The organism is Alteromonas profundi (assembly GCF_010500865.1).
Classification (GTDB): Bacteria; Pseudomonadota; Gammaproteobacteria; order Enterobacterales; family Alteromonadaceae; genus Alteromonas; species Alteromonas profundi.
In genome coordinates this window covers 1-25961 of the sequence record NZ_JAAAWN010000035.1, presented here as the reverse complement: position 1 = coordinate 25961, position 25961 = coordinate 1, and the positions used below count along the sequence as shown (strand labels likewise).

The window sequence follows — 25961 nt, the reverse complement described above, 5'->3', positions numbered from 1 at the left end:
GGGTCTGGCGGCGCTTGCTGGAAAACTCACTATCGGCGAAGGTAAACTGTTGGTTCATGAGCGGTAATGGCTGTGATTTACTATGCAGCTATGATCTCACATTAGAGACTTATTCGCATCTTCCCTAGATATTCGCGCTTTGAATGGATACTAAAACCTAGCAATAATTCTTGTGTTTACTTGCTTAGAAAAATTCTGGTTAGCATGAATAACACAAAGCACAATACCAGCGTATAGGTGCAACAGATGACACAAGGCTTTTGGGCTGGTTTTAACGAAAAGGTACACAGCGAGGAGCTTGCAATAAATGTCTGAAATAAAATTCACAAAACAAGAAAAAGACGAAATGGTTTTAAAACTTCAGACCTATTTTGGCAACGAGCTATCCCAGGAGTTAGGGCAATTTGACGCTGAATTTCTGTTAGATTTTGTCTCAAAAGAGTTAGGGGCGTATTACTATAACCGCGGTCTGCATGATGCAAGGGAGGTATTCGAAAACCGTGTACAAGCCATTGACGATGACCTTTACGCTATTGAAAAGGAAACTCGCTAGGCATGATAAGCGCCTCACATCCATTGAGTCACTTATTTCTACATTTCGCCCTTTCTATTCACATAGTAGCTTAGTGTAGAATCGCGTTTTTAACGCTATTTGGAATTATGCATGTCTATACCAGTTCAACAGCAAATCGGAAGTATCGCACTCGTTGTCGAAAACTATGATGATGCTATCGCTTTTTATACGCAAAAACTTCAGTTTACGTTGATTGAAGATATTGACCTAGGCGGGGGTAAACGTTGGGTGCAGGTTTCTCCGCCGAACTCAAACGGTACCCATTTACTTTTAGCCGAGGCGAGCTCTGATGAACAAACACAAGCAATCGGCAACCAGGGCGGCGGCCGTGTTTTCTTATTTTTACACACCAATGACTTTTGGCGTGACTATGAACTAATGAAGGCAAATAACGTGGTGTTTAACGAAGAACCACGGGTAGAAGAATACGGCACTGTAGTGGTATTCGAAGACCTATATGGGAACAAATGGGATTTACTGCAGGCGAAATAACACGCAACGTAACACATTACAGCCTAAGGCTCATGGTTAAATTGCCATAGTATTTTCATTACAGAAAGGGTTATATTATGTATCAAATTATCGTTATATCTACGATTGGATTTTTAGTGATAATAACCCTTTTAGCTGTATTGATTGACTGGGGTACTATCGGCTATAAGTACTTTCCTCAAACTTTTAAAATGCTTTAGGATGAGTAATAAAGTACCTAGTGATTAGTGGTAGGAAGTAGGCTGTTCAAAAATAGCGGCTACCCTAAAAGCAAGGGTTTGTTACAACACTTTGTTATTAATGTCTTTTGAGCGATCCAGCCAGGTATTACTGTACGTATAAGCATTTATTCCCTGATAACGAGAAACTATCATGCAAGGTGCTACCACATTTAAATGGCTAATATTCGTAACCGTGTTACTTGTGGTTACAGGATGTGCATCCAATAAGCCGCAAATTAGCATCAGTGAAGAGCAAAACTTTGATGCTATAAACACATTTTATATACAGCCTCCAGAAAACGCCACCAGCGCAACTATCACTAATTACATGGTTTCAACTATTAACACCCTACTGATGCAAAAAGGCCTTACACCGGTAGAAAGTGGCGAGGCTGATGTAACAGTTCTATTTTACCCTTCTACTGCCTTAAAAGAAGACGGAAAATCTATCAGCTTTGGTTTAGGTACGGGGGCGTTTGGACGCTCTGGGGGGATCTCGTTAGGTAGCATTTTCAGTGTGCCAGTGGGTGAACAGGTTAGCCAGTATCAAAATCTACAAGTTGATATAGTCAAAGAAGGAGAGTTTATTTATAGCGCTGTGGGTAGTACTGAGATTGATGAAAAAGACAGTATTACTATACAGAAAAAGCTCACTTCACTAGTGACATCGCTATTGGAGCCCTATCCTGCGAAAGATGGGATAGTGAGGTAAGCACCGTGATGAGCTACAGAAGTAGCGAGCGTATGCACTTTAACCTGCGCACTTGCTCTGAAAACGGCTTCCATTGCTCTTTCTTTAAATGTGAGCCCTGCCATAATAGCAGCGCTGTTGTTCTTTCACTGCGTTATTGAAGACTTGTTTCCTTCATCTAAAATACGATGATAAATACGTGGCAACTCGGTTTGTACTGTATTGTTATTTAATATCCAACCGTCATCATATTTAACGAGGAAAGGAATGAGTTACTTATATTTAGCAATAGCAATTGTTGCAGAAGTTGTCGGTACAAGTGCTTTAAAAGCCTCTGCTGGGTTTACAAAACCTATTCCAACCATCGGTGTTGTTATGGGCTATGGCGTTGCGTTCTATTTCCTTTCTCTTGTTCTAAAAACAATACCCGTAGGCATTGCGTACGCTATTTGGTCTGGCTTAGGCGTTGTACTTATAACAGCCGTGGGTTTTATTGCTTTTAATCAAAAGATAGATACTCCCGCCATTATCGGAATGACGCTTATTATATCGGGCGTAATAGTAATGAATGTATTTTCCAATTCCGTTGTACATTAGGACATAGCATCGCAAACAACGTTTATAACGCCAGCATAGTTAGCTTATCGAGCAAAATTCATGAAGGGCGAACGCTACAAGCGCAATTCGGGAGCAGAGCTTTATCGGCTAAACAGTGTGTGCACCCTTAGCTGTAAATCAGAGGTTATGTACATCGATAAAAACCTCAGAGAGCGTCCTAGCAGCTGTCCATTTATCCACTTTCAGCATAAATAAAGAAAAATAATAACATTTCTATTATTAACCACTCACCTTTATATTGCCTGCTTCGCGTAAGGCTAATGTAGCCAAGTTTGCCTAATACAAAGCGGTATGAATATTCCGCCACAAACCAGGTTTCCTTTTCTAAAGCGAAAACGGTGACGGCAGTCCTGCCAATTTGGCTTGATACTGCCTATCACGTCGAATCTACCCAATTCGCGTGATGATAGCGATGGGCATCAATATAAAAGAGAAATTAACAATGGCGTATACATCAGAGACTAAAGCACTTTCTACACCACTATTATTGCTTATGGCTGTGGCAATCTCCGCCACCGTGGCAAACCTTTATTATAACCAACCTTTACTTCCGGCTATTGGTGAAAGCTTTGGGGTGGGTGATGGTGCCATTGGCTTAATCCCTTCCGCTTCTCAGTTGGGGTATGCCTTTGCCATTCTTCTTATATCGCCATTAGGCGATACCATGGTGAGACGAAGTCTTATTAGTTATTTGTCTTTCGTTTTAACGTTAGCCCTATTGGCCGTTTGCCTAGCGCCAAATTTTGCTGTGTTAATTATTGCATCGTTCGCGATAGGGTTAGGGGCAAATATTACACAGCAACTCATTCCTCTAGGTGCAGCTTTGTCAACCAAACAAACCAGAGGAAAAACAATGGGTACCTTAATGACGGGGCTTACGATTGGAATTTTGCTCTCACGAACCATTAGTGGCTCTATTGCCGAGTACTTTGGCTGGCGTTCCGTTTTCTTCGTAGCGGCCGTACTCGCGGCAATTTTTGGTGTTATGTTGCGTAAAAGCTTGCCTGCTCACCAGCCAAAGTTGTCGCTAAGCTATATTGCTCTTATTGGCTCTATGTTTAGCTTACTTAAAAAGCATCGCTTGTTGCGCGCTTCCGCTTTTACAGGTGCACTTTGGTTTGCGGCGTTTAACGCAATGTGGGCAACCTTAGCTATTCATGTGGTAGACGCTCCTTTCTTCTTTAATATTCAGCAGGCAGGTATGTTCGGTTTAGTTGGTTTGGCCGGGATATTCGGAGCAAAACTCTCAGGTCGTTTAGTTGACAGCGTGGGGCCGGAGCGCCTTATTGCAGTTGCGCTATTTCTTATTGCCTCTTCATTTACCGTGCTGGCTTTTTGGGGCGATAGCCTGATAGGTTTAATTGTGGGTATCATCCTGCTTGATTTAGGGGTCTTTGGCGCTCAAATTCCCAACCAAGTAAGGTTTTTTTCAATAGATCCTGATGCACAAAGCAGAATGAATGCCGTGTATATGCTGGGCTATTATATAGCTGCGGCTACCGGTTCTGCAGCTGGTGTAAAAGTAATGAGTATTTGGGGCTGGAGCGGAGTGACCGCATTTGGTTTTGTTTTATCGGCCGTAGCGATTGCTTATCACCTCTTTTTTGCAGCTAAAATCACAAGCGGGGAAAAACTTTCGCGTTTGAAATAAACAAACCAAGTGATATAACTGGTGTAGTGTGTACGATAAAAAACGACATCATTGGCTAAACTTTATCTTTCTTAATCTGTCTGTTTAACCACATTCACAGGTTTAATAATTTGTGGCTAAAGATTGCTTAAGGTTGGAACAAACCATGCCCCCGAGATAGATTTTATCGCTCTTGGGGGGTGAGGTACTTACGGCGTTATAGACAATAATCAAAGGACATTAAGATGGACCTAGCGTTAGCTAACCTGGTAACTATTTTGTTTTTCATTAGTGGATACAAAATTATTCAATCCGTTTTTCTTTCACAAAAGCATAGTCTGCCTTTAATTGTTTTCTATTCACTGGTTGTATTTAGTGCCTTAGCAATAAGCTCGGTTGTATTTGCCCTCTTGTTAGGCTACCTACTTCCCGATACTTACCCGAAAACCTTTGCTTACAAAGCACTGCTTATTTGCCCTATTATTAGTATTTATTTTTCCTACAAGATGGTAATAAAAAAGCCTCAAAGTCTCTACCAATAGTAGGGGTTGCTTAAAATTTCCCCACACGTATTAGGCTTTCCAGTAACCCGATGAGTAGGTTTGTTCATTGCTATAACCTGGCATATCCTGCACATAGCGTTTGATTGCTTTTACCTGTCTAATTTCACCTGCTATGAAAATAGCGGGTTCACCGGGCAACCACGATATGCTTTGCACCGCATTTAATAACTCATTTTTGGTTAAATCGGGGTTAATTACCCACCTAACTGTTATATCTTTCGGCGCGTGAATAACTTGTTTATCTTGTTCTGTTGGTACTTGTAATACTGCGGTGCCTTTTGCCTCTGCCGGTAACCTTTCTAACACTGCTGCCGCCGCTGGTAATGCGGTAAGATCGGCCACTAATAGGTGCCAGTCTGCATGATAATTTGTATGCTTTGTATCACCTGGGCCTGCTATTCCTAAGTAGTCGCCTACCTTAGCGTTACTCGCCCAGTTGGTACCCAAACCTTTATGATCGTTAACTGCAAAATCTACCGTAAGCGCCTTTGTCTGATTGTTAAAAGCGCGAATAGTGTAAGAGCGCATCCATTTTTTAAAACCTGGATACGCACCCAGTTTGGGTTTGCTATGCCCTGGTTGAGGAAAGATGGCTTTGAAGTGTGCGCTCTCTTGTTCGAGAGGGAAGTCGTTTAAATCGTCGCCTGTAAGCGTAATGCGGCGCATATGCGGCCCCAAATCTTCTATTTTTGCAACTTGTGTCATTCGCATTTTCATATCAATATCACCTACTGTTAGCTATTGAAGAAGGTTGGCAGATTTAACGTAATTCCCGGTATTGTTGCGGGAGTCCTACCCAACCAAGGAGGACAACGAGTAAGAGAGGCGCACCTTCTCCTACCTTTCAATCAAGCGACATAGTTTTAACTTGCATATCGCGGCCACCCCTATATAGTTGACAATGTCTACTATAATACAAAATAGTTGACATTGTCAACAAATTGGACTTTTGGAGTTATTCATGGCAGAGAAGAGCGCGGTAGAAACCACACGACTTTTAGCCCACGCGGTAAAAAAACAACTCGCTATTCAGTTAGAGGTTGAAGCTGTGGGTCTGGTTCCCATGCAAGTAAGAGTGATGAAAATTATCCACCGGCGTTCGCCTTGTACCGCTTTAGATATAGCGAGTTTCATGCACAGGGATAAGGCGCAAATTACCCGCCTTGTTAATGGCTTAATGGAACAAGGGTTTGTTGAAAAAGTGCCCAACCCAGAAGATAAACGTAGTCAGTTGTTGTCGTTAACAACGACTGGCGAAAAGATGCAGGCGAGTTTATCTGCCTTAGCGATACACGCCGAACAAACTATGACGCAAGGTATTGGAGAAAACGACATGAAAACGTTTTTCGATGTCGCACATAAGATGCTTGATAACTTACAACAAGCAGAAAGCGTAGGAAAAGGTTGCGCGGACTCCTAAGCGCCTAGCCCGCACGGCGTACCTTGCTTAACTGAATTATGCTATGTTGTGCCCTAAATACTAAAACAAGCCGCCAATCACCAGCGCGCTTCATAATAAAAAGCGGCTAGATAGAAACTACGAATGTCGCTCAGGTTTGCTTTTTAGCAACGCTTGCTTTACCAAGGATGATCGATATGCATGCACTTGAAATTGCGTTACTTTTGATAGTTTTACTATTTCCATTAGCCGATATCATATTAGAAAAATATAAATTCGAAACGAAAAGTGCTGAATATATAAAGAGCGCAACCATGTTGTGGATGGTTGCGCTATTTCTGTTGTTCTGTTTTTTTAAAGGGGTGTTGAATGTTAGTCCGCCTCACTACCTCCCCGCGCAAGAATGGAAAAGCTATCTTGCAATTTTTATATTTATTGTATTTATTGGCTATCTGAAGTTTGTACTTTGGTCTATTCATAAAAATGAAGACGTGCGGCTACACGTGGTAAAGTCATTTGAAGATGGCGGAGGCGCCCTTAGTGATTTACTCCCTGATTCACGCACAGAGCTTTTGCTATTTACTCTATTGGTGTCAGTAACCGCTGGCGTATGTGAAGAATTAATTTTCCGCTGGTATCTATATGACTTCATTGAACAGCAGGCAGGATGGATAGCGGCTATTATCGGCAGCAGTCTTATATTTGGGCTTTGGCACCTTTATCTTGGTTGGAAATATGTTATCAAAACTGCTTTCGTAGGTGTGGTGTTCTGCGGTATCTACCTATATTTTGAAAGCATTTTGGTTGCTATCATCGCCCATATACTTATGGATGTGTATTCAGGAGTGCTTGCCTACGTAGCGAAAAAACCGCGGGCCTAACGTTTAAAAAATGCATTTTTTAAACGTTAGCACCACCTATCCCTGCTAAGTAATTATTGGGGTAGGTAGCTCTCTCTATGAAGAGGTTTTATTTTGCAGTACTAGCTTTGCGCAAGCTTTACCCGAATAGTGCTGTCTTGAAAGCGGGTTTGGTTTAAACGCTTCAATGCTGTTCGGGCATCCTTTTCATCGGGCATTTCCACAAATGCAAACCCCTTTGATAGGCCCGTTTGCTGATCTAAAACTAAATTGCACTCAGCAACGGTTCCGTGAGTAGAGAAATGAGCTTGAATGTCTTGTTCTGAGGTGGTGCGCGCAAGATTGCGTACTAAAAGTTTCATGTTATTTTGCCTATGATAAATTGCTGTGCAAGTGTCTCAGTTATCCACCACTAAACCAAGTTATATTGTTAATTAGAAAACAGTAACAATGCGCAACTTTGGTCAAGAGCCATATCTCGTTTAGGGTTACTATTGAGCCTCTAAGGAGAAAAACACCATGGCCACCTATCAAGCCCGATGTATCAAAATTTTAGACTATATCGATACTCACCTAGATACAGATTTAAATATTGATGAGTTATGTGCCTATGCACAGGTGTCGAAGTACCACTTTCATCGACAGTGTTCGGTATTTTTTGGTGTTTCACTTATTACTCTTGTTAGGTTACTTCGTCTAAAGCGTGCCGCTTATCAACTGGCGTACCGAAATGATAGTAGAATAATAGATATTGCACTTAGCAGTGGTTATGACAGTCATGAGGCGTTCTCTCGAGGCTTTAAGAAACACTTTAAACAAACACCCTCCGACTTTAGGCAATCACCAAATTGGGAAGCCTGGCAAGTCACTTATGCGCCTATTTTACACATAAGGAATCAGATCATGAGCGATAATATGGACTACACAGTACAAACGGTGACCTTTCCCCATACCCCTATTGCGGTAATGGTACATAAGGGGGCAATGCAGCGCTTAGGGATAACAATCCAAAAATTTATCGCTTGGCGAAAAGCTAATCAGCTCCCCCCAAATAAAAGCCAAACATTTAATTTACTCTATGACGATCCGACCGCTACGCCTGCCGATGAGTTTCGTCTTGGTTTAGCCTGTTCGTTACCTCGTTCTATAGACACTAACGATACCGATGTGACAGTTGATAGTATTCCAGCGGGTTTGTGCGCAAAGATCAGACATGTTGGCAGTGATGACACCATTGGTCTTGCTGTAAACTACTTGTACGGCGAGTGGTTGTCGCAAAGTGATTTTGAGCTTCGCGACTTTCCGCTTTTTTTTGAACGCGTACGCTTTTTTCCTGAGGTATTAGAAAGTGAGATGATCACGGATATCTACCTCCCCATTCAGTAAGCCTGTTATGGTAAGATCATAGTTACCCTCTAGTTGTAACAACCCAGTGGGTATATAACGCGATAAGTGCGTCTGTTGTGTAGAATGGAAGGAGTAAAAAAGGAGTGATTTCACGGTTACCTCGGTGGGTAGAAGTGGGGGCATTTATACTGGCATTAACCGCTGGATGCGTTAATGCCGTTGGATTACTTGGCTTTGAACATCAATCAGTTTCGCATTTGTCAGGTACGGCAACGCTTTTAGGTACAGGTATATTAACCCCTGCGTTTGACAGGTTGTTTAATTTACTCGGGGTACTAATTTCCTTTTTATTTGGTGCCTCTATCGCCGGATTTTTGTTGCACGATTCCACCTTAAAACTCGGTCGTCATTACGATACGGCACTGGTGCTTGAATCACTATTGTTAATTGCCTCAGCCTGGTTATTAATTAGCGGTTCATTCTACGGCCACTTTTTAGCTTCTGCGGCGTGCGGTCTTCAAAATGCGCTGGCGACAACCTATAGCGGCGCTATCATAAGAACCACCCATGTTACGGGTATCTTCACCGATCTTGGCCTAATGTTTGGTGCGCTTGTACGTGGCGAACCCCTTGATAAACGTAAAGCCAAACTGTTTGTATTTATCATTTTAGGGTTTACATGCGGGGGCACCGTAGGGGCATTATTTTACGCTCAGTTTGGGTTTATGGAGCTACTCCTACCCGCCTTCATTTGCACTGTAATGGCTGCAGCCTATCGGCTATATTCCCATCGTCACCGAACCTAAACCATGGGTAGGCGCGTTTCCTCTCCCTGCTTTGATGATAAAACCGCGGCTACGTGTTGGCGTTAGTTTTTTCACTTTTATCTTTCATTAATGCTGCCTTTATTTGTAATTAAACTACAATTCTGTATAGACACCACCTCAAAAAGCGTAAGCGCAAACAAGACTGGCTAGACATACTAATGAGTATACCAAAGCACCGGATACTACACCGCGCGAGTCAGTAATAGTCTTACGACAGGAGTCCCTATGGCGTTAATTTCTTCGCAATCGATAGAAATAGTGGCTGCGGCTGACTTAGTCTGGCGTGTTGTTACCGACGTTGAAAATGCCGATAAATTTATTTCAGGTATCAAACGTGTCGACATAATAACACCAGCAGATGGCCCTAATATTGTAGGCTTAAAATGGCGAGAAACCCGTGAATTTATGGGCAAAGATGCGCTAGAAACCATTTGGGTAACCGAGGCAAGCCCACCCCAGTTTTACGCCACTCGCGCGGAAAGTCATGGCTCGGTTTACCACTCGAAAATAACACTAACGCCAATTTCTGAGGGCACGCGTTTAACCATGGACTTTCATTGCCAACCCATTAGTTGGCCGGCGAAAATTATGTGGGTACTAACCAGTTGGATGGCGAAAAAATCTCTAGGCAACATTATTATTCAAGACTTAGAGGATATTAAAGTTGCTGTCGAACACCGAATGCTACCCTAACCATTTCCAACAAATAAATAAGACTAAGAAACCAAACAAATAAAGCAGCCCTACATAGCTTAAAAGGGTAACTAATACCCCCGCTTTAGCGTCATGATGTAAAGGTTGTTGCTTAACAAGGCGATGATTTAGCCATGCAAATACCGGCGTGGTTAAAAACGCCAGTGTCATAGCAAACCCGAGCATTGCAAGAAGGGCTGACTTGAAAAACAATACGATAGCAAAGCTTACGATAGACATAATAAGCAGAACAGGCGTAACGAATGCGTGCTGATGAGGTGTTTTTTCCACCAGTAGCGAGACGGCTTCCGCAACCACCCGCGCATAACCGTCGTATACGGTAAGAGCGGAACCAAAAATACAAAGAAACGCCACCAACGCAATAAGCCATTGCGACCAACTACCAATAGTATTGGCATATAAACCTACTAACTGCTGAGCAAAGCCAATACCGTTAGTCGCAAGGGTTTCTGATCCTCCGTGAAGTACAAGTGCGCCTAACCCCAAAAACAATAACGCTAACAACGTAGTGACTGCATAGCCTAAGTTAAAATCGAACAACGCACTTTTCGGCGATACATCTTGCCCCTTGCATTGGCGCTTTAACCATAGCGACGTAATACTGGATATCTCAATTGGGGCAGGCATCCAGCCCATAGTGATCACTAAGAAGCCCAGTGTCGCCATTGTCCATGGTGAAGGAGATACATAGTCATCACTTTTGACTGCGCCGTTAGATAGAGCCATCGAAAATGCCGCTACGGTAGCTACTACTAAAATCGCCATAATGGCTTTTGCTACATTATCGAGCGCCTCAAAATGCCCCGCCAACAAGATAAATAAAATAGCGCCAAGTATGGCTGCTGCGCTAACAGCAATAGCGATATCAAAAGGAATGAAATAGGCAAGTAAAGAAGCGGCAAATAATAACAGGGCTGCGGCATTCACCACAGATGCGAGCATATTTAGTACCAAGGCCAAGGTTAAGTACCCTCGGCCCATTTCAAGGTATCCTTGCTGTAGGGTTTGTTTGGTACTAATGGTGTAGCTTACCCCAGCGCGAAAAAAGGGATACTTCAGTATGTTCACAACAAGAATAAGCAGGGCAAGTTGCCAGCCAAACTTAGCGCCTGCCTGAGTTGATGCCACAAGATGGCTTCCTCCCACAGCTGCGGTTGCCATTAATACACCTGGGCCTAATAGACGCACAACTGCTACTACACGTGCCCACCACGTAACAGGTGAATTCTGTTCCAAGCTAACCTCTTGATAAGTTGATTTTTGCTACCTAGTTCAGTGTTATAGGTATGCGCACAAAGGGTGCGCTATGGTAGCGCAAAAAAGGTGAGCAATGCTCACCTTTTTAACCCTATAACGACTGAAAATTAGCGTCTATCAAAGTTAACTTTTTTCTGCGGATGCTGGTAGTAACCTTGTTTGAGTAAGCGCTTGAAGCGGGTTAATTTCCCTTCTAACGTAAGCTCCTCTAACCCCTTATTAAACAGCTCTAACACTAATTGACTGTTATTTCTGTCTTTAGGGACAAGTAAATGCGTGGTAACGGTAGATAGATAGGGCTGAATGGGCATTACATTTTCACGTTCTTGTGCCGAGAACTCACGCTGCAGTAAATACCAACCTGTGAGTTCATCTATAGGAAAAATATCAATATCCCCTTCAATTAGGCCTTGTAAGTTGGCCATATCATTATCTTTTGTCTCTACATTGTCTTGGGTTTTAATATAACGACTAAGCTCATCATTATAGAGATACCCTTTTGTTACCCCCATGGTAAACGAGGAAAAGTCGTTGAGCTCTTGCCATGTTTTTGGGCCCGAGGCGTCATTCACGTAAAAAACCAAATTTTCTGCGGTGATAGGCTTACTGTGAAAGAACTCATCTTCACGTGAACGCACGAAATTTCCATATGACACCGCATCATACTCGCCGCTAAGACTCGCTTCGAGCGCCTCATCCCAGGACAAGGTTACAAATTCAACCTCTACCCCAACTTCAAGAAATGCATCTTGGATAATATGATTGATATACCCATTGTGCTGCATGTCACTAGAGGTATAAGGTGCATAATCGGTGGTAGCAATTTTTAACGTTAGCCATGCGTGAGCATGGCTTTGAAACGGGATAAGTGCGAGTAAAAAAGTAAGCGTTATCAGAAGTCGCATGTTCAGCTCCTTAGTCGGCTAAAAATAAATGCCAAGGTTAATATTGAGTCTGTGCGTGGTTTCTTGACGCCCGCCTAAATCGAGTCCAATGCCCGGGCCTCCTGAAAACCACATATTGCGCCCTTGAATACTATCTACATACACAAACAACTTATTCCATCCAAAACTACACCCGTTTATCCATTGCGAGGAGTTTTTACCACTGCTGTCTTCACCTTCAGCCACACTGTATTCCGAATAACACGTCACTGACTCGATTTCATCAAATTTATAAGGCACAGAATAAACTAGGTTGGCTGAATAGGTTTCGCCATCGGCGGCGGCCAAAAATGGAAACGTAAATGACGATAGGGCAATACGGTCGTCGAGTTGCCCTTCGGGTACAGCTAAGTCGTACTCATAGTTTATATATTGAAGCTCAACTTTTATATCGCCTTGGGTATGGCGAAGATGAGCAGCATAAGCGCTCATATGACCATCATCTAGGGTATCAATATTTAAAATACTACCATATTGGTAGGAAAGCCCCATTTCTGTGGTGGCACCACGTATAAACCTGCCGGTGTAATTAGCGCGTACGTTGTACTGGCCATCTTCTTTGTTTCGATATTCGCCATCGTCAGCCACATCAAAGGAGTATCGACCAAACTCCGCCGCGTCGTTATACTCATCATTCATAAAATACGCGGCTTGAAAGTCCCAGTCGCCACGCTGATGATTAATTTTCACACCCGCATCGTAATCATCTTCAAAGCCAAGATAATAGTTCACCGAAAACCAAAAGTTATTACTCCCGAACGGTTGCAAGCCAAACGGCGTTTGCGTGATACCTGCGGTAATTTCAGTTTGTTCGTCATAATGGTAGGTAACATCAGCAAAGCGGATCGTGTCAAAGTCGGTGTTTTCATACCAGCGATATTCAGCTTTGTAACTGAACTTATCTGAACTGCCCGCCACCCCTAACTTGAATGATTCGAACTCGAAGCCATCCCTGAATTCAGGTAATTGCCAGTCCTGATGACCATAGTTAACACGAACATGCCCAGAAAGGGTAAAGGGGAGTGATTCGGCCTTAACGCTACTCATATAACCTGCATTAAGTACCGTTAGGGAAAGTACCGACAGTAATTTTTTCATTCCTCATCCTGTACATCAATCTTGATATAGCTGGGCAAAGAGGCTCAGGCTAACATCATAATTAATCCGTTATTAGTGAATAGATAGAGTAAAGTTTACAAAAGGATCATTTTCAATGCACCTATTGCACATAAACAACACTATATAGGGAGTGAACTTACGTAAAGAATAATAATCAGAATGAGTAATCCAGTAAACTACACATTGATTTGCTAGTTTCGCTTAGTAAACTGCGCTAAGCATAACCATATGTACACGAGGTATTTAAATTGCAGGCTATGAAACGCTCAATATTGGCTGATATTATTGCTATTGCAGCCATTGCCATTTTAGTTGCCTTTACGTTTTATTGGATTGAAGCTCGCAGAGAAGTCATCGTTCTGTGCGATAACTTCCAGCCCGGCGTGAGTAAAAAAAGTGTTGAGCGTCAGCTAAATACTGCCGAGCTTATGCTTTACGACACCCAATTTGTCGCAAACGGAAGCCGTATAAACGCCTACAGCCCTCTACATATGGGTATGATGAGCTGCCGAATTGAATTCAATAAGCAAGACATAGTGGTGTTTTCCGCAGTAGAATAAGGGTGTCTAATGGCCCCAACTTGGTGCACCGTTTACATATCATCAACAGTACGTTCACCTCACTGATAAAACTCGTAAAGTCAGCCATACCATTGTTGCTTAAGCGCCAACTTAGATAAGCCCTCTGCGCTATAACCTTAGCTGTTGTAAACGTATAATTACGTCATGTTTTCTCAACCCAAGTTCTTGTTATGCAAAAAACAACACACAGTGTCATTGAGGATATTTTTGCCTTAGTAAGTGCAGGCTTGTTTGTTGCGTTTGGGGTATTTCTGTTTCAATCGCAAGATTTGATGGTTGGCGGTGCAGCAGGCCTCGCTCTGCTAGCAACGCATTCAATAGATTTAGATTTCGGTATTTTGTTTTTCTTAATTAACCTGCCGTTTTATGCATTGGCATGGACGCAGATAAGCAAACGCTTCACCATAAATACGTTTATATCCGTTACTACGGTATCTATTTTAACTGAGCAGATCCCTGCGTTTGTTGACCTTAGCCACGTTAACCCATTTTTTGCTGCCATATTTGGCGGTATTCTAATAGGTGTGGGTATGCTAATAATGTTTCGCCATAGTTCTAGCTTAGGTGGATTGGGAATTTTGGCCTTTTACCTACAAAATAAATTCAATATACGTGCCGGTACCTTTCAGCTTGCCGTCGACAGTACAATCTTAATCAGTGCCCTGTATTTTATTGACGGCTATCTAGTGTTGATTTCTATTCTTGCTGCATTCTGCTTGAACATGGTGATTTCACTGAACCACCGTCCAGAACGTTACTTTCCCGTAGCGGGCGACAAGAACCGAAACCAAAAGCGTGATCGCGCGATAGACCCAGAACTTCACCCACAAAACAGCTAGTAAACTGGCTACAGGTTATTTGTATTTAACGATACGCGGGACCCGGGCTGATACTCGGGTCATAAGTTCATAATCAATAGTGCCGGCGGCTTCAGCCACCTCCCCTATGCTGACATTCTCGCCCCATAATTCCACAGAATCACCTATAGCTACATTAGGAAGATGGGTTACATCTATGGTGATCATATCCATCGAGACTCTGCCGGCGAGGCTGGCTGGTTGACCATTTACCGCCACAGGCGTGCCATTAGGGCAGTGGCGAGGATAACCATCGGCATAGCCTATTCCTACTGTGGCTATTTTACTGTTCTGCTGAGCAGTCCACGTTTGTCCATAGCCCACCGACTCACCTTTGGGCACCTGACGCAACGCAATTATGCTGCTACGTAACGTCATAGCGGGCGCAAGAGAAAGCGATGTTTCACGAAAACCGCCATATACTGCTACGCCTAAACGATTCCAACAACCTCTGCTTTCAGGCCATTGAATGGTGGCGGGAGAATTGGCCACGCTAACACCTAAGTGAGTACGCTTGGCAAGCTGCATAAAACGTTCGATCTGGCGCTCAGTGAACGGGTTTTCATTGTCGTCAGCACAGGCTAAGTGAGTAACTAATACAGAGTTATCGTTCAACACTCCAGCGTGTTTATACTTGTGCAAAATATCTTCAACATCATCAATCGAAAAACCCAGTCGGTGCATACCGCTATCGACCTTTAACCAAACCTGGGGACGCTCGGCCACCGCACAGGCCTTTATCCATGACAATTGCTGTTCGTTGTGGGTTACCAAAATACAGTTGTGGGCTGCCGCCATTTCGCATTCTTTACGCTGGTGGGCCCCTTCTAACACTATAATAGGCGCAGTAATGCCTGCGTGCCTTAACGCAATAGCCTCTTCAATGATAGCTACCGCGAAGCGGGGAGATACATGCTTTAACATACGCGCCACGTTAACTGCGCCATGGCCATATGCATCGGCTTTAATAACTGCCATAGACTGGCTGTGGGGAGCAAGTGCCGCTAATACCTTGAAGTTTTGAATAATGGCATCGGCATGAATAATAGCTTGGGTTTGTCGGCTCACGAGCGCAAGGTGTTCCTTCCGTATAATGCAGGCAGGTAGTGTAACACGAGTTACATGGGATCAAATTCTCCAACTCGTAAAATTATCTTTTACACATCTAGGTAAGATGATTTTTCATTACAATTAGAACTACAATGGGGCATCATTATCCCGTTTTCTTTCATTAAAGGTATAGGTATGCAATCACCCGCGTCTGACAAAGACATTAACAAGCTTGCCAAAGACTTAGCGCGTATTGTGTCAGAGGGCCGAAACCCAGCAACCATGGATATTGACACCTTGTCTACTGAGGGCATGTTGGCCCGAATTAATCATGAAGACAGCAAAGTGGCCCCAGCGGTGGCTAAGGTTATCCCCGCCATCGCGCAAGCGGTAGATGCAGCCACCTCAAGCATTAAGCAAGGCGGTAGGTTGGTGTATTTAGGTGCCGGTACTAGTGGCCGACTCGGTGTGTTAGATGCCGTAGAGTGTCGCCCCACATTTAGCGTGCCCGACACCTTAGTGGTAGGCATTATAGCGGGTGGGGAAAAAGCAATTCAGCATGCGGTAGAAGGCGCTGAAGATAATGCTGTTGCAGGGCAAGAAGATCTTCTCGCCATTGGCATTACCGCAAAAGATACAATCGTGGGCCTATCAGCAAGTGGCCGAACCCCCTATGTTAGCGGCGCCTTAGCCTATGCGAAGTCGTTGGGCTGTCGTACTGCGGCTGTGGCCTGTAGTCCAAATGCAGTAATTTTTGATCACGCAGACATTGCAATATGCCCTATTGTAGGCCCTGAGGCTCTAACAGGCTCTACGCGCATGAAATCAGGTACTGCGCAAAAGTTAATACTAAATATGCTAAGTACCGCCACCATGATTAAGTTAGGCAAAACCTACGAGAACCTGATGGTTGATGTCAACGCCTCTAACGATAAACTAAACGCGCGAGCGTTACGTATTGTAATGCAAGCTACCGACTGCGACGAACGCCTGGCACTAAATACTCTTCGCGCTGCCAACAATAACGTAAAAGTGGCGATATTAATGCTGCTTACTCAAGTCGATTCAGCAACGGCCCTTGATAAATTACAACAACATCAAGGCTATTTACGTAATGCGGCTGAAAATTAAAACCCCAAAATTGGCAGTAGCTATGCGCTTATTTACTCATCTAAAATGGTTGCTAAACCACACCGGCATACGGCTTTTTTATTGCCTACCTGCTGTGCTCTTATGCATGGCAAGCGGCGCACTATCAGCAACAGTGTCGCCTCGCGCTTATACAAACGAGGCCCAACTAAACAACGTGGGTGCAGCGCAGTTTGAGCAATACCTTCCTGGCCTTGCCGGTAAGCGAGTGGCCATGGTGGTAAATCAAAGCGCCGTGGTGTCCGCGAAAGAGCACTTAGTCGATGTGCTAGTGTCCAAAGAGGTGGACATTGTGCGTATTTTATCGCCTGAACATGGGTTTCGTGGAGACAAAGGTGCTGGCGTTATTATTGACGATGGCAAAGATAGCGCCACAGGGCTGCCGATTTACTCTTTGTATGGAAAAACAAAAAAACCGACTAAGGAAATGCTCAGAGGCATTGACGTTATCGTGTTTGATTTACAAGACGTAGGCGTACGCTTTTATACCTACCTCAGCACGTTGCATTATGTTTTAGAAGCCGCGGCCCAACATGACGTTGAGGTTATAGTTTTGGACAGACCCAATCCTAACGGTGCTTTTACTGATGGCCCCACCTTATCTATGGATTTCCAATCGTTCATTGGCATGCATCCTATTCCTGTATTACACGGCATGACGCTAGGTGAACTTGCGCTAATGATTAAAGGTGAAGGATGGATTGATGGTGCGGATAGGTTAAACCTGTCTGTTGTACCTGTGACCCACTACCATAAACAAAAACCTTATAAGTTACCTGTAGCACCTAGCCCGAACCTGCCTAACGCCCTTTCAGTAGCACTATACCCTACTCTCTGTTTTTTCGAAGGAACAGATGTCAGCATCGGTCGCGGTACGGCTACGCCATTTCAGCTGATAGGTCATCCTACTATAACGCTAGGCGATAGCAGGGCTACCATAAAATCCACCGCGGCGGCCCCTACACCCAAGCATCAAAACACCCGTATATTTGCCAGATACTTAACAAGGCAAGATGTAACAGGGCTTTCCCCAGAATTATGGGTACAGGTGTATCAGACGTTTGCTGCAAATAACGCGAATTTTTTTACCCGAGGGGCGTTCTTTGACAAATTAGCTGGCTCTTCACAATTACGTGAACAAATTAAAGCGGGAAAGAGTGCACAAGAAATTCGCGCCAGTTGGCAAGCCGACTTAGCTGCATTTAAAAAACAACGAGCGCCTTACTTATTGTACCCATTACATGCGCCTGCCCACAACGATGCGCGTTTAAAGTAAGAAAGGGAAAGTGACTCGCTCTATGTAACGCTTGCTTATTCATCCTCTCGCGGAGTGTTAAGCGCCTCTAGCTGCAAAACGAGGTGCTCGTGCTTGGCTTTTAGCTGCGCTTTCTCTTCCCCTTCGGCATGAGAAATGTGGGTTTCTAACTGCGTTATCTGTTCGGTTAGGGCTTCACGGCTTTTCACTTCCTTTTCTGCCTGCTCGGCTTTATCAAATACCAGTGACTCTGGGTTATTGTTTGTGTCTTTTGGTGCCACAGCCTGCGGGGGGCTAAAAGAGGCGGTGGGTATCATAGCAACCCCCTCTTGCTGCGGTCGTTGATGCATAAAGGTTGGGGATACGATTTCAATACCAGCGCCGTGGAGCGTGTCTAAAACCGCTTTATGTAAGCGAGAACGAGCGCTTAGCATACTCTTTACTTCCGTAAGTAACCCAGCCACCCGATAGCTTACTGAAAAATCGCCTAGTGCAACAACTTGTACAAATGGTTCGTTAAGCTCAGCTTGCTTCGCGGCGCTAAGCAAGTGTTGCTCTACGATACTATGATGTAAGTCGTAACCTAAACTTAAATCTACCGATACAATAGCGCCAGAAGCTCGAGTCACCGTCACCGGCGTGTTCACCATATAGGTATTTGAAAAAGCAATAAGCTCGCGGGTTTCGGTTTGAATTTCAGTATCCAGTAACCCCATTTCAGCCACCCGCCCACTGTATCCTTCTACTTTAATGAAGTCCCCCACTCGAAAAGGTTTATTCACCCGTAAAACTAATCCAGCCATTAAACTGCCCACCATTGTGGTGGAGGAAAACGCAATAACTCCTGACAACAGCACGCCAATAAGCGCTATCACCTGATTGCGTGTACTTTCGCTAACCGGCAGACTCATGGCGATTGCCAGCAGGCCAGAAATAGTAAGCACTAACAAACCTACTTGCCGAGGCAGCTTCTGCTGTTGGGTTAAATGCGTAGGCTTTGCAAGCAACCAATAGTGCAGGGCGCTAAGAATAACCACCACCGAACTGACGGCCACAAGTAACGGCAAAAAAGGTATGAAAACGTGAATAATACTGTCCATTAAGTTTCCGGTTTGTGATGGAGAGGCGGCTGCCATTTCACCGGCGAGGCGCCACTTGCCACGTTAGTGCCAATTAAGGTGCGCACAAGTGCATCAATAGCAGCACTGTGAACGCTGTCTACCATACCGGGTTGATAACCAACATTATAGCTAAAAGTAGCTATACCAATATCGCTAACCGGCTGAAAGGTTTGGGCAATGTAAGGCATTCTTAGCGGTGCGAATATCACTTTTTTATGTTGTTTTTTTGCCGTTTTCATTAGTGACATTATAAACCCGTGTCTCGCCGTTTGGTTTATGCGCTTTTTCACATCACTTGGGCTATCAAAGTTAGCCATTTCATACACCGCATGCAAAGGAGTAATGTCACCGACAAGCAGTACATTTGCTTGTGCCATCAACCGCTTGATGGTTTGTTTAGCCGGCAACACGGTAAGGGGTATACAAGCAAGTTCGGTATCGGGGGTTAAGGCGGCTACCGCATTATTTAGTGCATAACAGCGAACACTGTCTGGCATTACCGCTAACCATTTTTTGTCGCTAACAGGTAATTTCTCGCCCCCGTATAATAGGGTGGTCGCCGCCAGAGAAAGCGCTTTTTCAATATCTTGATTTCGCGCGTGGAATTGGCGGTCTTGAATTTCATTTTGCCACCAAGCAAGCCCTTTTTCATAATACTCTCGTAAGGAGAAGGTATTTTTTAGCTGCGTTATGCGTTGTGCAGTAAGGCGCATTTCATCCGCTTTTACCTCGCCTAACTTTATGCGCGTTACAACATTGTCGAAAAACTGCTTAAAGCCCGCGATATCTTGCGATGAACGTATGGTGTATGGCATAAGCGCAATATCGGCCCCCGCTTGAAAAGCGCGAAGCGTCGCCTCTTCTTTGGAAAAGAATTTCGCAATTCCTGCCATGTCTAGTGCATCGGTTACTACTACGCCTTTATACCGCATTTGGTCGCGTAGTAAGGTATGTAAAATCTTTCGTGATAAGGTAGCGGGCACAGTTTGTGAACGACCGTGAACATCAGTGATCTGGCTATCGTCAAGTGATGGGTATTGGATATGTGCGCTCATCACCATAGCGGCGGGCGTGGCGCTATTGATAATTTGCCGAAAAGGCAACAAGTCTCCCCTATTCGCCTGTTTGGCAGTATGGGTCACTTGTGGTAAACCGCTGTGGCTATCAACATGGGTATCGCCGTGACCAGGAAAATGTTTGATAGCGCTTATTACGCCCTCATGTTGTAACCCAGCTACAAACGCTTCTCCTAACGCTGCTACTTGTTCAGGGTTTTCGCCAAAGCTTCTAACATTAATTACTGGGTTTCGAGGTTCACTGTTTATATCTACCGAGGGTGCGAAGTTTGTATTAATGCCTAACGGGCGAAGTACCCGGGCGATCCCTTGAGAAACGTTTTGCGCAAATGCGCTACCGTGACGGTGAAAGGTGGCGCCGATGGCAAGATTACCGGCAAACGAGGTAAGCATTTCGCTTGGCAGACGAGCAACTCTTCCCCCTTCTTGGTCTACCGCAATAATAAGCGGCGGCTTTCCCGCCTCAATCATAGCCGATTGTAGAGAAAAGTTGAGTTCCACCAGCTGCAGTGGGCTTTTAATGTTCTCTGAAAACAGAATTACGCCGCCAATGTTATGCTCAACCAATAAGGTTTTTAGCGCCTCAGGTAATTCAGTAACAGGCGTTTGGCAGGTTTGTCCTTTGCTTACCTGTTCACAGAAATAACGCATATCTAAAATAATCCGTTGCCCTACCATGCGGCTTACCTGCTGCTCGGTAAGCGGCTGAGCGACGGCAAGGTTTGCTATACCCGTTAGTGTCATATATAAGCTCGCGTACAGCACGACGCCCGCAAGTATTGAGAAGATTCGCTGGTTCAAAAATAACACCTTAGTCAGTGAAAGAGCCGCAGGTAAAAACCACGATTATTGGTCTTTAAAGTAAAATAGAAAAAGTAAAATAAAATCGTGGCAATGTTCTGGTAATTACTGCGTAGATTACGGTACGCTTACACCTTAAGTTGTAGGTGCGCCCTTGTAAACAAAGTACACCCACAAAAAACGTCAATAGGCCGAAAACCCTCTCTTCGTTTGCGTTCAGGCCGATTTCAAATTAATAATAACCGATTGGAAAGTAGTATGGACTGGGTGTCGATCATTCCCCCTTTAGTGGCAATTTTTGTCGTTTTTTGGAAAAAAGAAGTCATTTTAGCCTTGTTGCTTGCGGTTTTATGCGCAGAAGCATTGATTCTTTTTACCACAGCTCCAGAAACTAGCTTTCTTGCTCCTATTAACGCGATTGAACGGGTGGTAGTAACCGCCTCTAGCCCCGGTAATACACGCGTAATTATTTTTTCCGTACTGGTGGGTGCACTTTTGGCGTTCATCCGCGACTCTGGTGGTGTCACCGCCACCGTAAATTACTTAGTGAGTAAAGGCGTTGCTAAAAGTAAAAAGCAGGTAGGCAGCCTTACTATGCTTACGGGTATTGCAGTGTTTATAGAGTCAAATCTATCGGTTCTTACCGCCGGTATTTTTGCCCGCGGTCTATTTGACAGATTCAATATGAGCCGCGCACGGCTTGCTTATATTATCGACTCCACCAGTGCACCGGTGTGTATTCTAATACTACTAAATGGGTGGGGTGCTTTTATATTAAGTTTACTCGATGCCTATGAGTTACCTGCCTCCTCTGCCTCTATTTTGTGGGGCAGCGTGATTTTCAACTTCTACGCTATATTTACGCTTATTATTGTGGCTTATACCATTGCAACAGATAAGCTTCATGGCCCTATGGCCGAAGAAGAAAAATCTCTCACTGCAGCCACCACTGAACAAACCAGCGAGCCCGCAACAAAAGCCCGTTTTATGCTTGTTCCCTTAAGTGTAATGGTGCTAAGCATGGTGGGCTTTATGTTCTGGACCGGTGATGGGTCATTAGCGCAAGGTAGTGGCAGCAAATCGGTACTTTATGCCACAGGATTAGCCACTGCTATAGCCTATGGATTGCTGTTATTTCATAAACGTTTTACCCACCAACAAGCCGTCGAAATTGGTTTTAAAGGTATGGGAGAACTCTTACCACTAGTATCGATTGTGTTACTTTCCTTAACCTTAGGAAACAGCCTAAAAGTATTAGGAACTGGTGTTTTCGTGGCTGGCGTAGTTGGTGAATACTTACCTATTGTATTTATTGTTCCTATGCTATTTATAGCAGGTGCTGTTATGTCGTTTACTACAGGCACCTCATGGGGCACATTTGCCATCTTAATCCCTATCGGTGTGCCACTTATTCAAACCCTTGGCTTACCTCCTTCTTTGGTTATTGCCGCTATATTAGGGGGTGGCATATTCGGCGATCATTGCTCTCCTATTTCAGACACGACTGCGGTTTCCTCGCTCGCCGCAGGTTGTGATGTGCTTACCCATGTAAAAACCCAGTTTCCTTATGCGCTGTTTGCAGGAGGGCTAACACTTATTGCCTACTTTATTGCCAGTGTTGTGATGATTGGCTAAGTTTCACTCGTTCGGAAGGTTGATGACATGATAAAAAAATATCTGCTAATACTATCGGTTTTTATCGTAACCGCATGTGCTCAAAACAATACTACCTCGATACAAAGCCAACACGCGGTAGCTATGCCAGACAGTTTTAGTGCCGACGCGGCTATGGCTGTGTTAGAAGAGGGAGGTAACGCTGTTGACGCCGCGATTGCCGCTCAGTTTGTCTTGGCCGTTACCCTTCCTGAGGCGGGGAATGTAGGCGGAGGCGGTTTTATGACTATCGCCTTTAATAATGAAAATATATTTCTCGATTACCGAGAAATGGCGCCTGCCAACGCCCACAGAGACATGTATTTAGATAGCCAAGGAAACGTAAAGCCCTATGAGTCACTGTTTGGCGCCAAGGCTTCAGGCATTCCTGGCACTGTGGCTGGTATGTGGGCCGCACACCAAAAATATGGCAGCCTTCCATGGGCGCGCTTGCTCGCCCCTGCTGTGTCGTTGGCAGAAGAAGGGTTTATTGTCCCTAACAAACTGGCCGCTAACATAGCCAACTATGTAAAAAAGATAGAAGAACAAAAGCTTCATAGTAACTTTGTAGACTACTTTGCCCACGCCAAAGCAGGGAAGCTTTTTGTACAGCCTGAACTAGCGCAAACGTTAAAAGCAATACAAACCCAAGGTAGTGACGGTTTCTATAAGGGTAAAGTAGCTGACAAAATTGTGCGCTTTATGCAACAAAACGGCGGTCTCATTAGCCATGAAGATTTACAGGCGTATCACGCAGTATGGCGTGATCCCCTCGCATTTACCTGGAATGACTACACCCTAATTACGGCGCCGCCGCCAAGTTCAGGTGGGGTGGCGGTAGCGCAGTGGATAGGCATGCTGGATGCCTACAGCGATAAACATACACCGGTGCAACATAATAGTACCCAGTATATCCATGTAATGTCTGAAATTGGAAAACGGGTGTTTGCTGATAGGGCCGAATATATGGGTGACCCGGACTTCATTGACGTTCCGGTTGCAGCCCTTACCGAGCCTAGTTACATTAAAAAACGAGCGCACGAAATACAAGAAAGTACAATTTCGCCTACGCCAAACATAGTGCCGGGGTTACCAGAAAGTGAAGATACCACTCATTTTTCTATTATGGATAAGTGGGGCAATGCGGTGGCCAATACCACCACTATCAATCTTACCTTCGGTAGCGGTGTAGTAGTAACCGGCGCAGGCTTTTTGCTTAACGATGAAATGGATGATTTTAGCGCGAAACCGGGGGTGCCAAACTTCTTTGGCGCGGTAGGTGGCGAAGCTAACGCTATTGAACCCTATAAGCGCATGCTGTCCTCAATGACGCCTACGTTAGTAAAAAAAGGCGATGACGTAGTGCTCGTTACAGGCTCTCCAGGCGGTACTACAATTATTTCATCTGTAGCTCAATCGCTGCTTAACGCTTTATTGTTTGATATGTCGGCCGAGGAAGCGGTTAATGCGCCTCGCTTCCACCACCAGTTATTACCTAAAGATACCATTCGCATGCACCCTGGCTTTGCCGACGCTAGCGTCAGTGAATTGCAAGATATGGGCTACACCATCGATGATCGTAGATTTGGCGATGTGCACTTAATAAAGCGCACCGAAGAGGGTGTAGACGCCGCCTCTGAGAAAAGTGGCCGTGGCAAGAGCATAGTGCGACCTAACTAAGCACTTCTATCTATGGTGTTAGTGGCAGTATAGGCATTAAAAAAACGGTAGGCCTTTTTAACGGCCTACCGTTTTTTATTTTTATCTAACGTATCGGTATTACACCCAGTTGGTAGCAACAACCCCTGCTAGCATTGCACTTGCTAGTGACACCACAGCGCTAGCAAACAACCACCATGCAGCAGACGCAGCGGTGGCTCTTACTCCTTCGGCTTCAGCTAGCGCAGCCTCTTTAAGCGCGGTTAGCCGCTTTTCAGCTTCAGCTTTAACCGCGTCATATTTTTTCACTAGCGAGTTACGCGCGTCATTGAATTGCGCAATATAGTTATCAATATCTTCCTCACTAAGGCGCTTATTATTGGTAAGAAGTGCTCTAAGTGACTGTTCATCCATTTGCTTAACTCTGTTTACCACAACTTCTGGCGCATGGGTTGGGTTATCGAGAATTTCCATGAAGTCACTCTTTACATTTCGATACTGAAGTTCGGGCCTATCTAATCTATCAAACCACGCTTGTATGCGTTGCTCCACCTTTGAACGTTTCGCTGGGAGGTTACTTACTTGTTCATCGTATTGAGTGGAATTCGACACTGAATCTGATGCTTTACCCGTTTGCTTTTTAATGAAAGAAACCGCTGAATCGTAGGCCTTGAATACTCGCTCAGCTTTTTCATTATTCATTTTATCGTGATTGGCTAAAAGTCCTTTAAGCGAGTCACGATCTAGCGTTGAAGCGCGATTAGACAGAATTCTGTAAGCCTCTTTAGGGTTATCAAAAATGGCGTTCAAGTCTTTTTCAAGGGTTTCAGGGTTTACTGTTTCTTGATCCGATTCGTCTAAGTATTTGATTAGTTGCTTGCGGTACTGCTGTCCTTTTTCTTCATCGCCGGGAGATAATCTATCAAATAACGCCGTAGCTTTTTGTTTATTAGAACCACCTTCATCTAGTGTTTTTTTAACCTCATCAAACGTGTCAGATAATTTTTGCTTCTGTTCTTTATCTAGTGAGGGGCGCTGATCCGCAATATCGAGAATAAGCTTTTTGGCGATACCTGAATCATCGGTAGGAAACTGCTCTTCCACTTCTATTTCATTGATTAGTGTTTCTAGTTCTTTGCGAAGGTCTTTTGCAGAAAACTGTGATTCTGTCGATTTATCAATATATTGTTTGATTTTGCTATCTAAATCAGACGTATTAAATTCTTTTCTTACTTCGTCGTGAACCGCCCTCACAGTCTCTTTCGCAAAGACTTTCGCCTTCTCTTCTTCATTCTTTGAAAAACCACTCACCGCTGCGTCAGTCACCCCAGACGCCCCTTTACGTAGGAAGCTTAATAAACTTCCGAAAATTGAGGAGGCCCGATTTCAGATAATAAGTGCACCACTCATGGTTAAACGGTGAGAAGAGATCAACTGCCTGTTGGTGGTACTCTGTAATCGCCAAAAAACATGAGTAGTTACCATGAGATACAAGCAGTTGAT

At 44.3% G+C, this 25961-nt stretch carries 26 protein-coding genes; 17 read left to right on the top strand and 9 right to left on the bottom strand.

Going from position 1 to position 25961, the window contains the following annotated elements:
• Positions 1-307: 307 nt before the first annotated feature.
• From GTH32_RS17900 to GTH32_RS17875, 6 genes are all read left to right on the top strand, one after another.
• Positions 308-553, top strand: coding sequence for a DUF2164 domain-containing protein (locus GTH32_RS17900; protein WP_163088349.1), 246 nt, complete (start codon positions 308-310; stop codon positions 551-553).
• A gap of 111 nt (positions 554-664) precedes the next feature.
• A complete protein-coding gene (locus GTH32_RS17895) occupies positions 665-1066 on the top strand; it encodes a VOC family protein (RefSeq protein WP_163088346.1) in 402 nt (133 codons plus the stop codon).
• 372 nt (positions 1067-1438) lie between these two features.
• Positions 1439-1999, top strand: a complete 561-nt coding sequence (locus GTH32_RS17890; RefSeq protein ID WP_163088344.1) for a DUF4136 domain-containing protein — start codon at positions 1439-1441, stop codon at positions 1997-1999.
• Positions 2000-2245: 246 nt separating this feature from the next.
• Positions 2246-2575: a DMT family transporter gene (locus GTH32_RS17885; protein ID WP_163088342.1), complete on the top strand. Its 330-nt coding sequence runs from the start codon at positions 2246-2248 to the stop codon at positions 2573-2575.
• 463 nt (positions 2576-3038) lie between these two features.
• The gene (locus GTH32_RS17880) at positions 3039-4247 is read left to right on the top strand and encodes an MFS transporter (RefSeq protein WP_163088340.1); all 1209 of its coding nucleotides are present in this window, start codon (positions 3039-3041) and stop codon (positions 4245-4247) included.
• 224 nt (positions 4248-4471) lie between these two features.
• Positions 4472-4768 (top strand): hypothetical protein, encoded by a 297-nt coding sequence (locus tag GTH32_RS17875; protein WP_163088338.1) that lies wholly within the window; start codon positions 4472-4474, stop codon positions 4766-4768.
• 30 nt (positions 4769-4798) lie between these two features.
• Here the strand turns inward: GTH32_RS17875 and GTH32_RS17870 are convergent, their stop codons facing one another.
• On the bottom strand, positions 4799-5506 hold the full coding sequence (locus GTH32_RS17870) for a siderophore-interacting protein (RefSeq protein ID WP_163088336.1): 708 nt from the start codon (positions 5504-5506) through the stop codon (positions 4799-4801).
• Between the two features lie 244 nt (positions 5507-5750).
• Here GTH32_RS17870 and GTH32_RS17865 point away from each other — a divergent pair, with 244 nt between their 5' ends.
• Together GTH32_RS17865 and GTH32_RS17860 are read left to right on the top strand one after the other, a co-directional pair.
• Entirely contained in the window at positions 5751-6209 is a 459-nt protein-coding gene (locus tag GTH32_RS17865) for a MarR family winged helix-turn-helix transcriptional regulator (RefSeq protein WP_163088334.1), read from the top strand.
• A 176-nt stretch (positions 6210-6385) separates the two neighbouring features.
• Entirely contained in the window at positions 6386-7069 is a 684-nt protein-coding gene (locus tag GTH32_RS17860; protein ID WP_163088332.1) for a CPBP family intramembrane glutamic endopeptidase, read from the top strand.
• A gap of 101 nt (positions 7070-7170) precedes the next feature.
• On the opposite strand, the gene GTH32_RS17855 is transcribed toward GTH32_RS17860, so the two are convergent.
• Positions 7171-7410: an RNA recognition motif domain-containing protein gene (locus tag GTH32_RS17855; protein ID WP_163088330.1), complete on the bottom strand. Its 240-nt coding sequence runs from the start codon at positions 7408-7410 to the stop codon at positions 7171-7173.
• Between the two features lie 157 nt (positions 7411-7567).
• On the opposite strand from GTH32_RS17855, the gene GTH32_RS17850 reads away from it, so the two are divergent.
• The 3 genes from GTH32_RS17850 (at position 7568) to GTH32_RS17840 (ending at position 9915) form a co-directional block, all read left to right on the top strand.
• Positions 7568-8434, top strand: a complete 867-nt coding sequence (locus tag GTH32_RS17850) for an AraC family transcriptional regulator (RefSeq protein ID WP_163088329.1) — start codon at positions 7568-7570, stop codon at positions 8432-8434.
• Between the two features lie 104 nt (positions 8435-8538).
• The gene (locus GTH32_RS17845; RefSeq protein WP_163088327.1) at positions 8539-9201 is read left to right on the top strand and encodes a DUF1275 family protein; all 663 of its coding nucleotides are present in this window, start codon (positions 8539-8541) and stop codon (positions 9199-9201) included.
• A 246-nt stretch (positions 9202-9447) separates the two neighbouring features.
• On the top strand, positions 9448-9915 hold the full coding sequence (locus tag GTH32_RS17840; protein ID WP_163088325.1) for an SRPBCC family protein: 468 nt from the start codon (positions 9448-9450) through the stop codon (positions 9913-9915).
• Here GTH32_RS17840 and GTH32_RS17835 read toward each other — a convergent pair.
• From GTH32_RS17835 to GTH32_RS17825, 3 genes are all read right to left on the bottom strand, one after another.
• Positions 9907-11172: an NRAMP family divalent metal transporter gene (locus tag GTH32_RS17835; RefSeq protein WP_163088323.1), complete on the bottom strand. Its 1266-nt coding sequence runs from the start codon at positions 11170-11172 to the stop codon at positions 9907-9909. The genes GTH32_RS17840 and GTH32_RS17835 overlap by 9 nt on opposite strands.
• Before the next feature lie 128 nt (positions 11173-11300).
• The gene (locus GTH32_RS17830) at positions 11301-12098 is read right to left on the bottom strand and encodes a substrate-binding periplasmic protein (protein WP_163088321.1); all 798 of its coding nucleotides are present in this window, start codon (positions 12096-12098) and stop codon (positions 11301-11303) included.
• An 18-nt stretch (positions 12099-12116) separates the two neighbouring features.
• Positions 12117-13235 (bottom strand): porin family protein, encoded by a 1119-nt coding sequence (locus GTH32_RS17825; RefSeq protein ID WP_163088319.1) that lies wholly within the window; start codon positions 13233-13235, stop codon positions 12117-12119.
• A gap of 278 nt (positions 13236-13513) precedes the next feature.
• Here GTH32_RS17825 and GTH32_RS17820 point away from each other — a divergent pair, with 278 nt between their 5' ends.
• A complete protein-coding gene (locus GTH32_RS17820; protein ID WP_246223313.1) occupies positions 13514-13816 on the top strand; it encodes a hypothetical protein in 303 nt (100 codons plus the stop codon).
• A gap of 191 nt (positions 13817-14007) precedes the next feature.
• Positions 14008-14676 (top strand): YitT family protein, encoded by a 669-nt coding sequence (locus tag GTH32_RS17815; RefSeq protein WP_163088315.1) that lies wholly within the window; start codon positions 14008-14010, stop codon positions 14674-14676.
• A gap of 15 nt (positions 14677-14691) precedes the next feature.
• On the opposite strand, the gene alr is transcribed toward GTH32_RS17815, so the two are convergent.
• The gene (gene alr, locus GTH32_RS17810; protein ID WP_163088313.1) at positions 14692-15762 is read right to left on the bottom strand and encodes an alanine racemase; all 1071 of its coding nucleotides are present in this window, start codon (positions 15760-15762) and stop codon (positions 14692-14694) included.
• 177 nt (positions 15763-15939) lie between these two features.
• Between alr and murQ the strand changes: the two genes are divergently transcribed.
• Positions 15940-16875, top strand: a complete 936-nt coding sequence (gene murQ, locus GTH32_RS17805) for an N-acetylmuramic acid 6-phosphate etherase (RefSeq protein ID WP_163088311.1) — start codon at positions 15940-15942, stop codon at positions 16873-16875.
• A 106-nt stretch (positions 16876-16981) separates the two neighbouring features.
• Positions 16982-18169 carry an exo-beta-N-acetylmuramidase NamZ family protein gene (locus GTH32_RS17800; RefSeq protein ID WP_425482381.1) on the top strand — a complete coding sequence of 396 codons (1188 nt, stop codon included), beginning with the start codon at positions 16982-16984 and terminating at the stop codon, positions 18167-18169.
• Positions 18170-18204: 35 nt separating this feature from the next.
• On the opposite strand, the gene GTH32_RS17795 is transcribed toward GTH32_RS17800, so the two are convergent.
• A complete protein-coding gene (locus tag GTH32_RS17795; protein ID WP_163088307.1) occupies positions 18205-19248 on the bottom strand; it encodes a mechanosensitive ion channel family protein in 1044 nt (347 codons plus the stop codon).
• The gene (locus tag GTH32_RS17790) at positions 19248-21146 is read right to left on the bottom strand and encodes a glycoside hydrolase family 3 N-terminal domain-containing protein (RefSeq protein WP_246223312.1); all 1899 of its coding nucleotides are present in this window, start codon (positions 21144-21146) and stop codon (positions 19248-19250) included. The genes GTH32_RS17795 and GTH32_RS17790 overlap by 1 nt, the downstream gene beginning before the upstream one ends.
• A gap of 258 nt (positions 21147-21404) precedes the next feature.
• Between GTH32_RS17790 and GTH32_RS17785 the strand changes: the two genes are divergently transcribed.
• Positions 21405-22781, top strand: coding sequence for a Na+/H+ antiporter NhaC family protein (locus GTH32_RS17785; protein WP_163088304.1), 1377 nt, complete (start codon positions 21405-21407; stop codon positions 22779-22781).
• Between the two features lie 27 nt (positions 22782-22808).
• Complete coding sequence (gene ggt / locus GTH32_RS17780; RefSeq protein WP_163088302.1) at positions 22809-24479, top strand: gamma-glutamyltransferase; 1671 nt, start codon at positions 22809-22811, stop codon at positions 24477-24479.
• Positions 24480-24578: 99 nt separating this feature from the next.
• Here the strand turns inward: ggt and GTH32_RS17775 are convergent, their stop codons facing one another.
• Positions 24579-25784, bottom strand: coding sequence for a hypothetical protein (locus GTH32_RS17775; protein WP_163088300.1), 1206 nt, complete (start codon positions 25782-25784; stop codon positions 24579-24581).
• Positions 25785-25961: the final 177 nt, after the last annotated feature.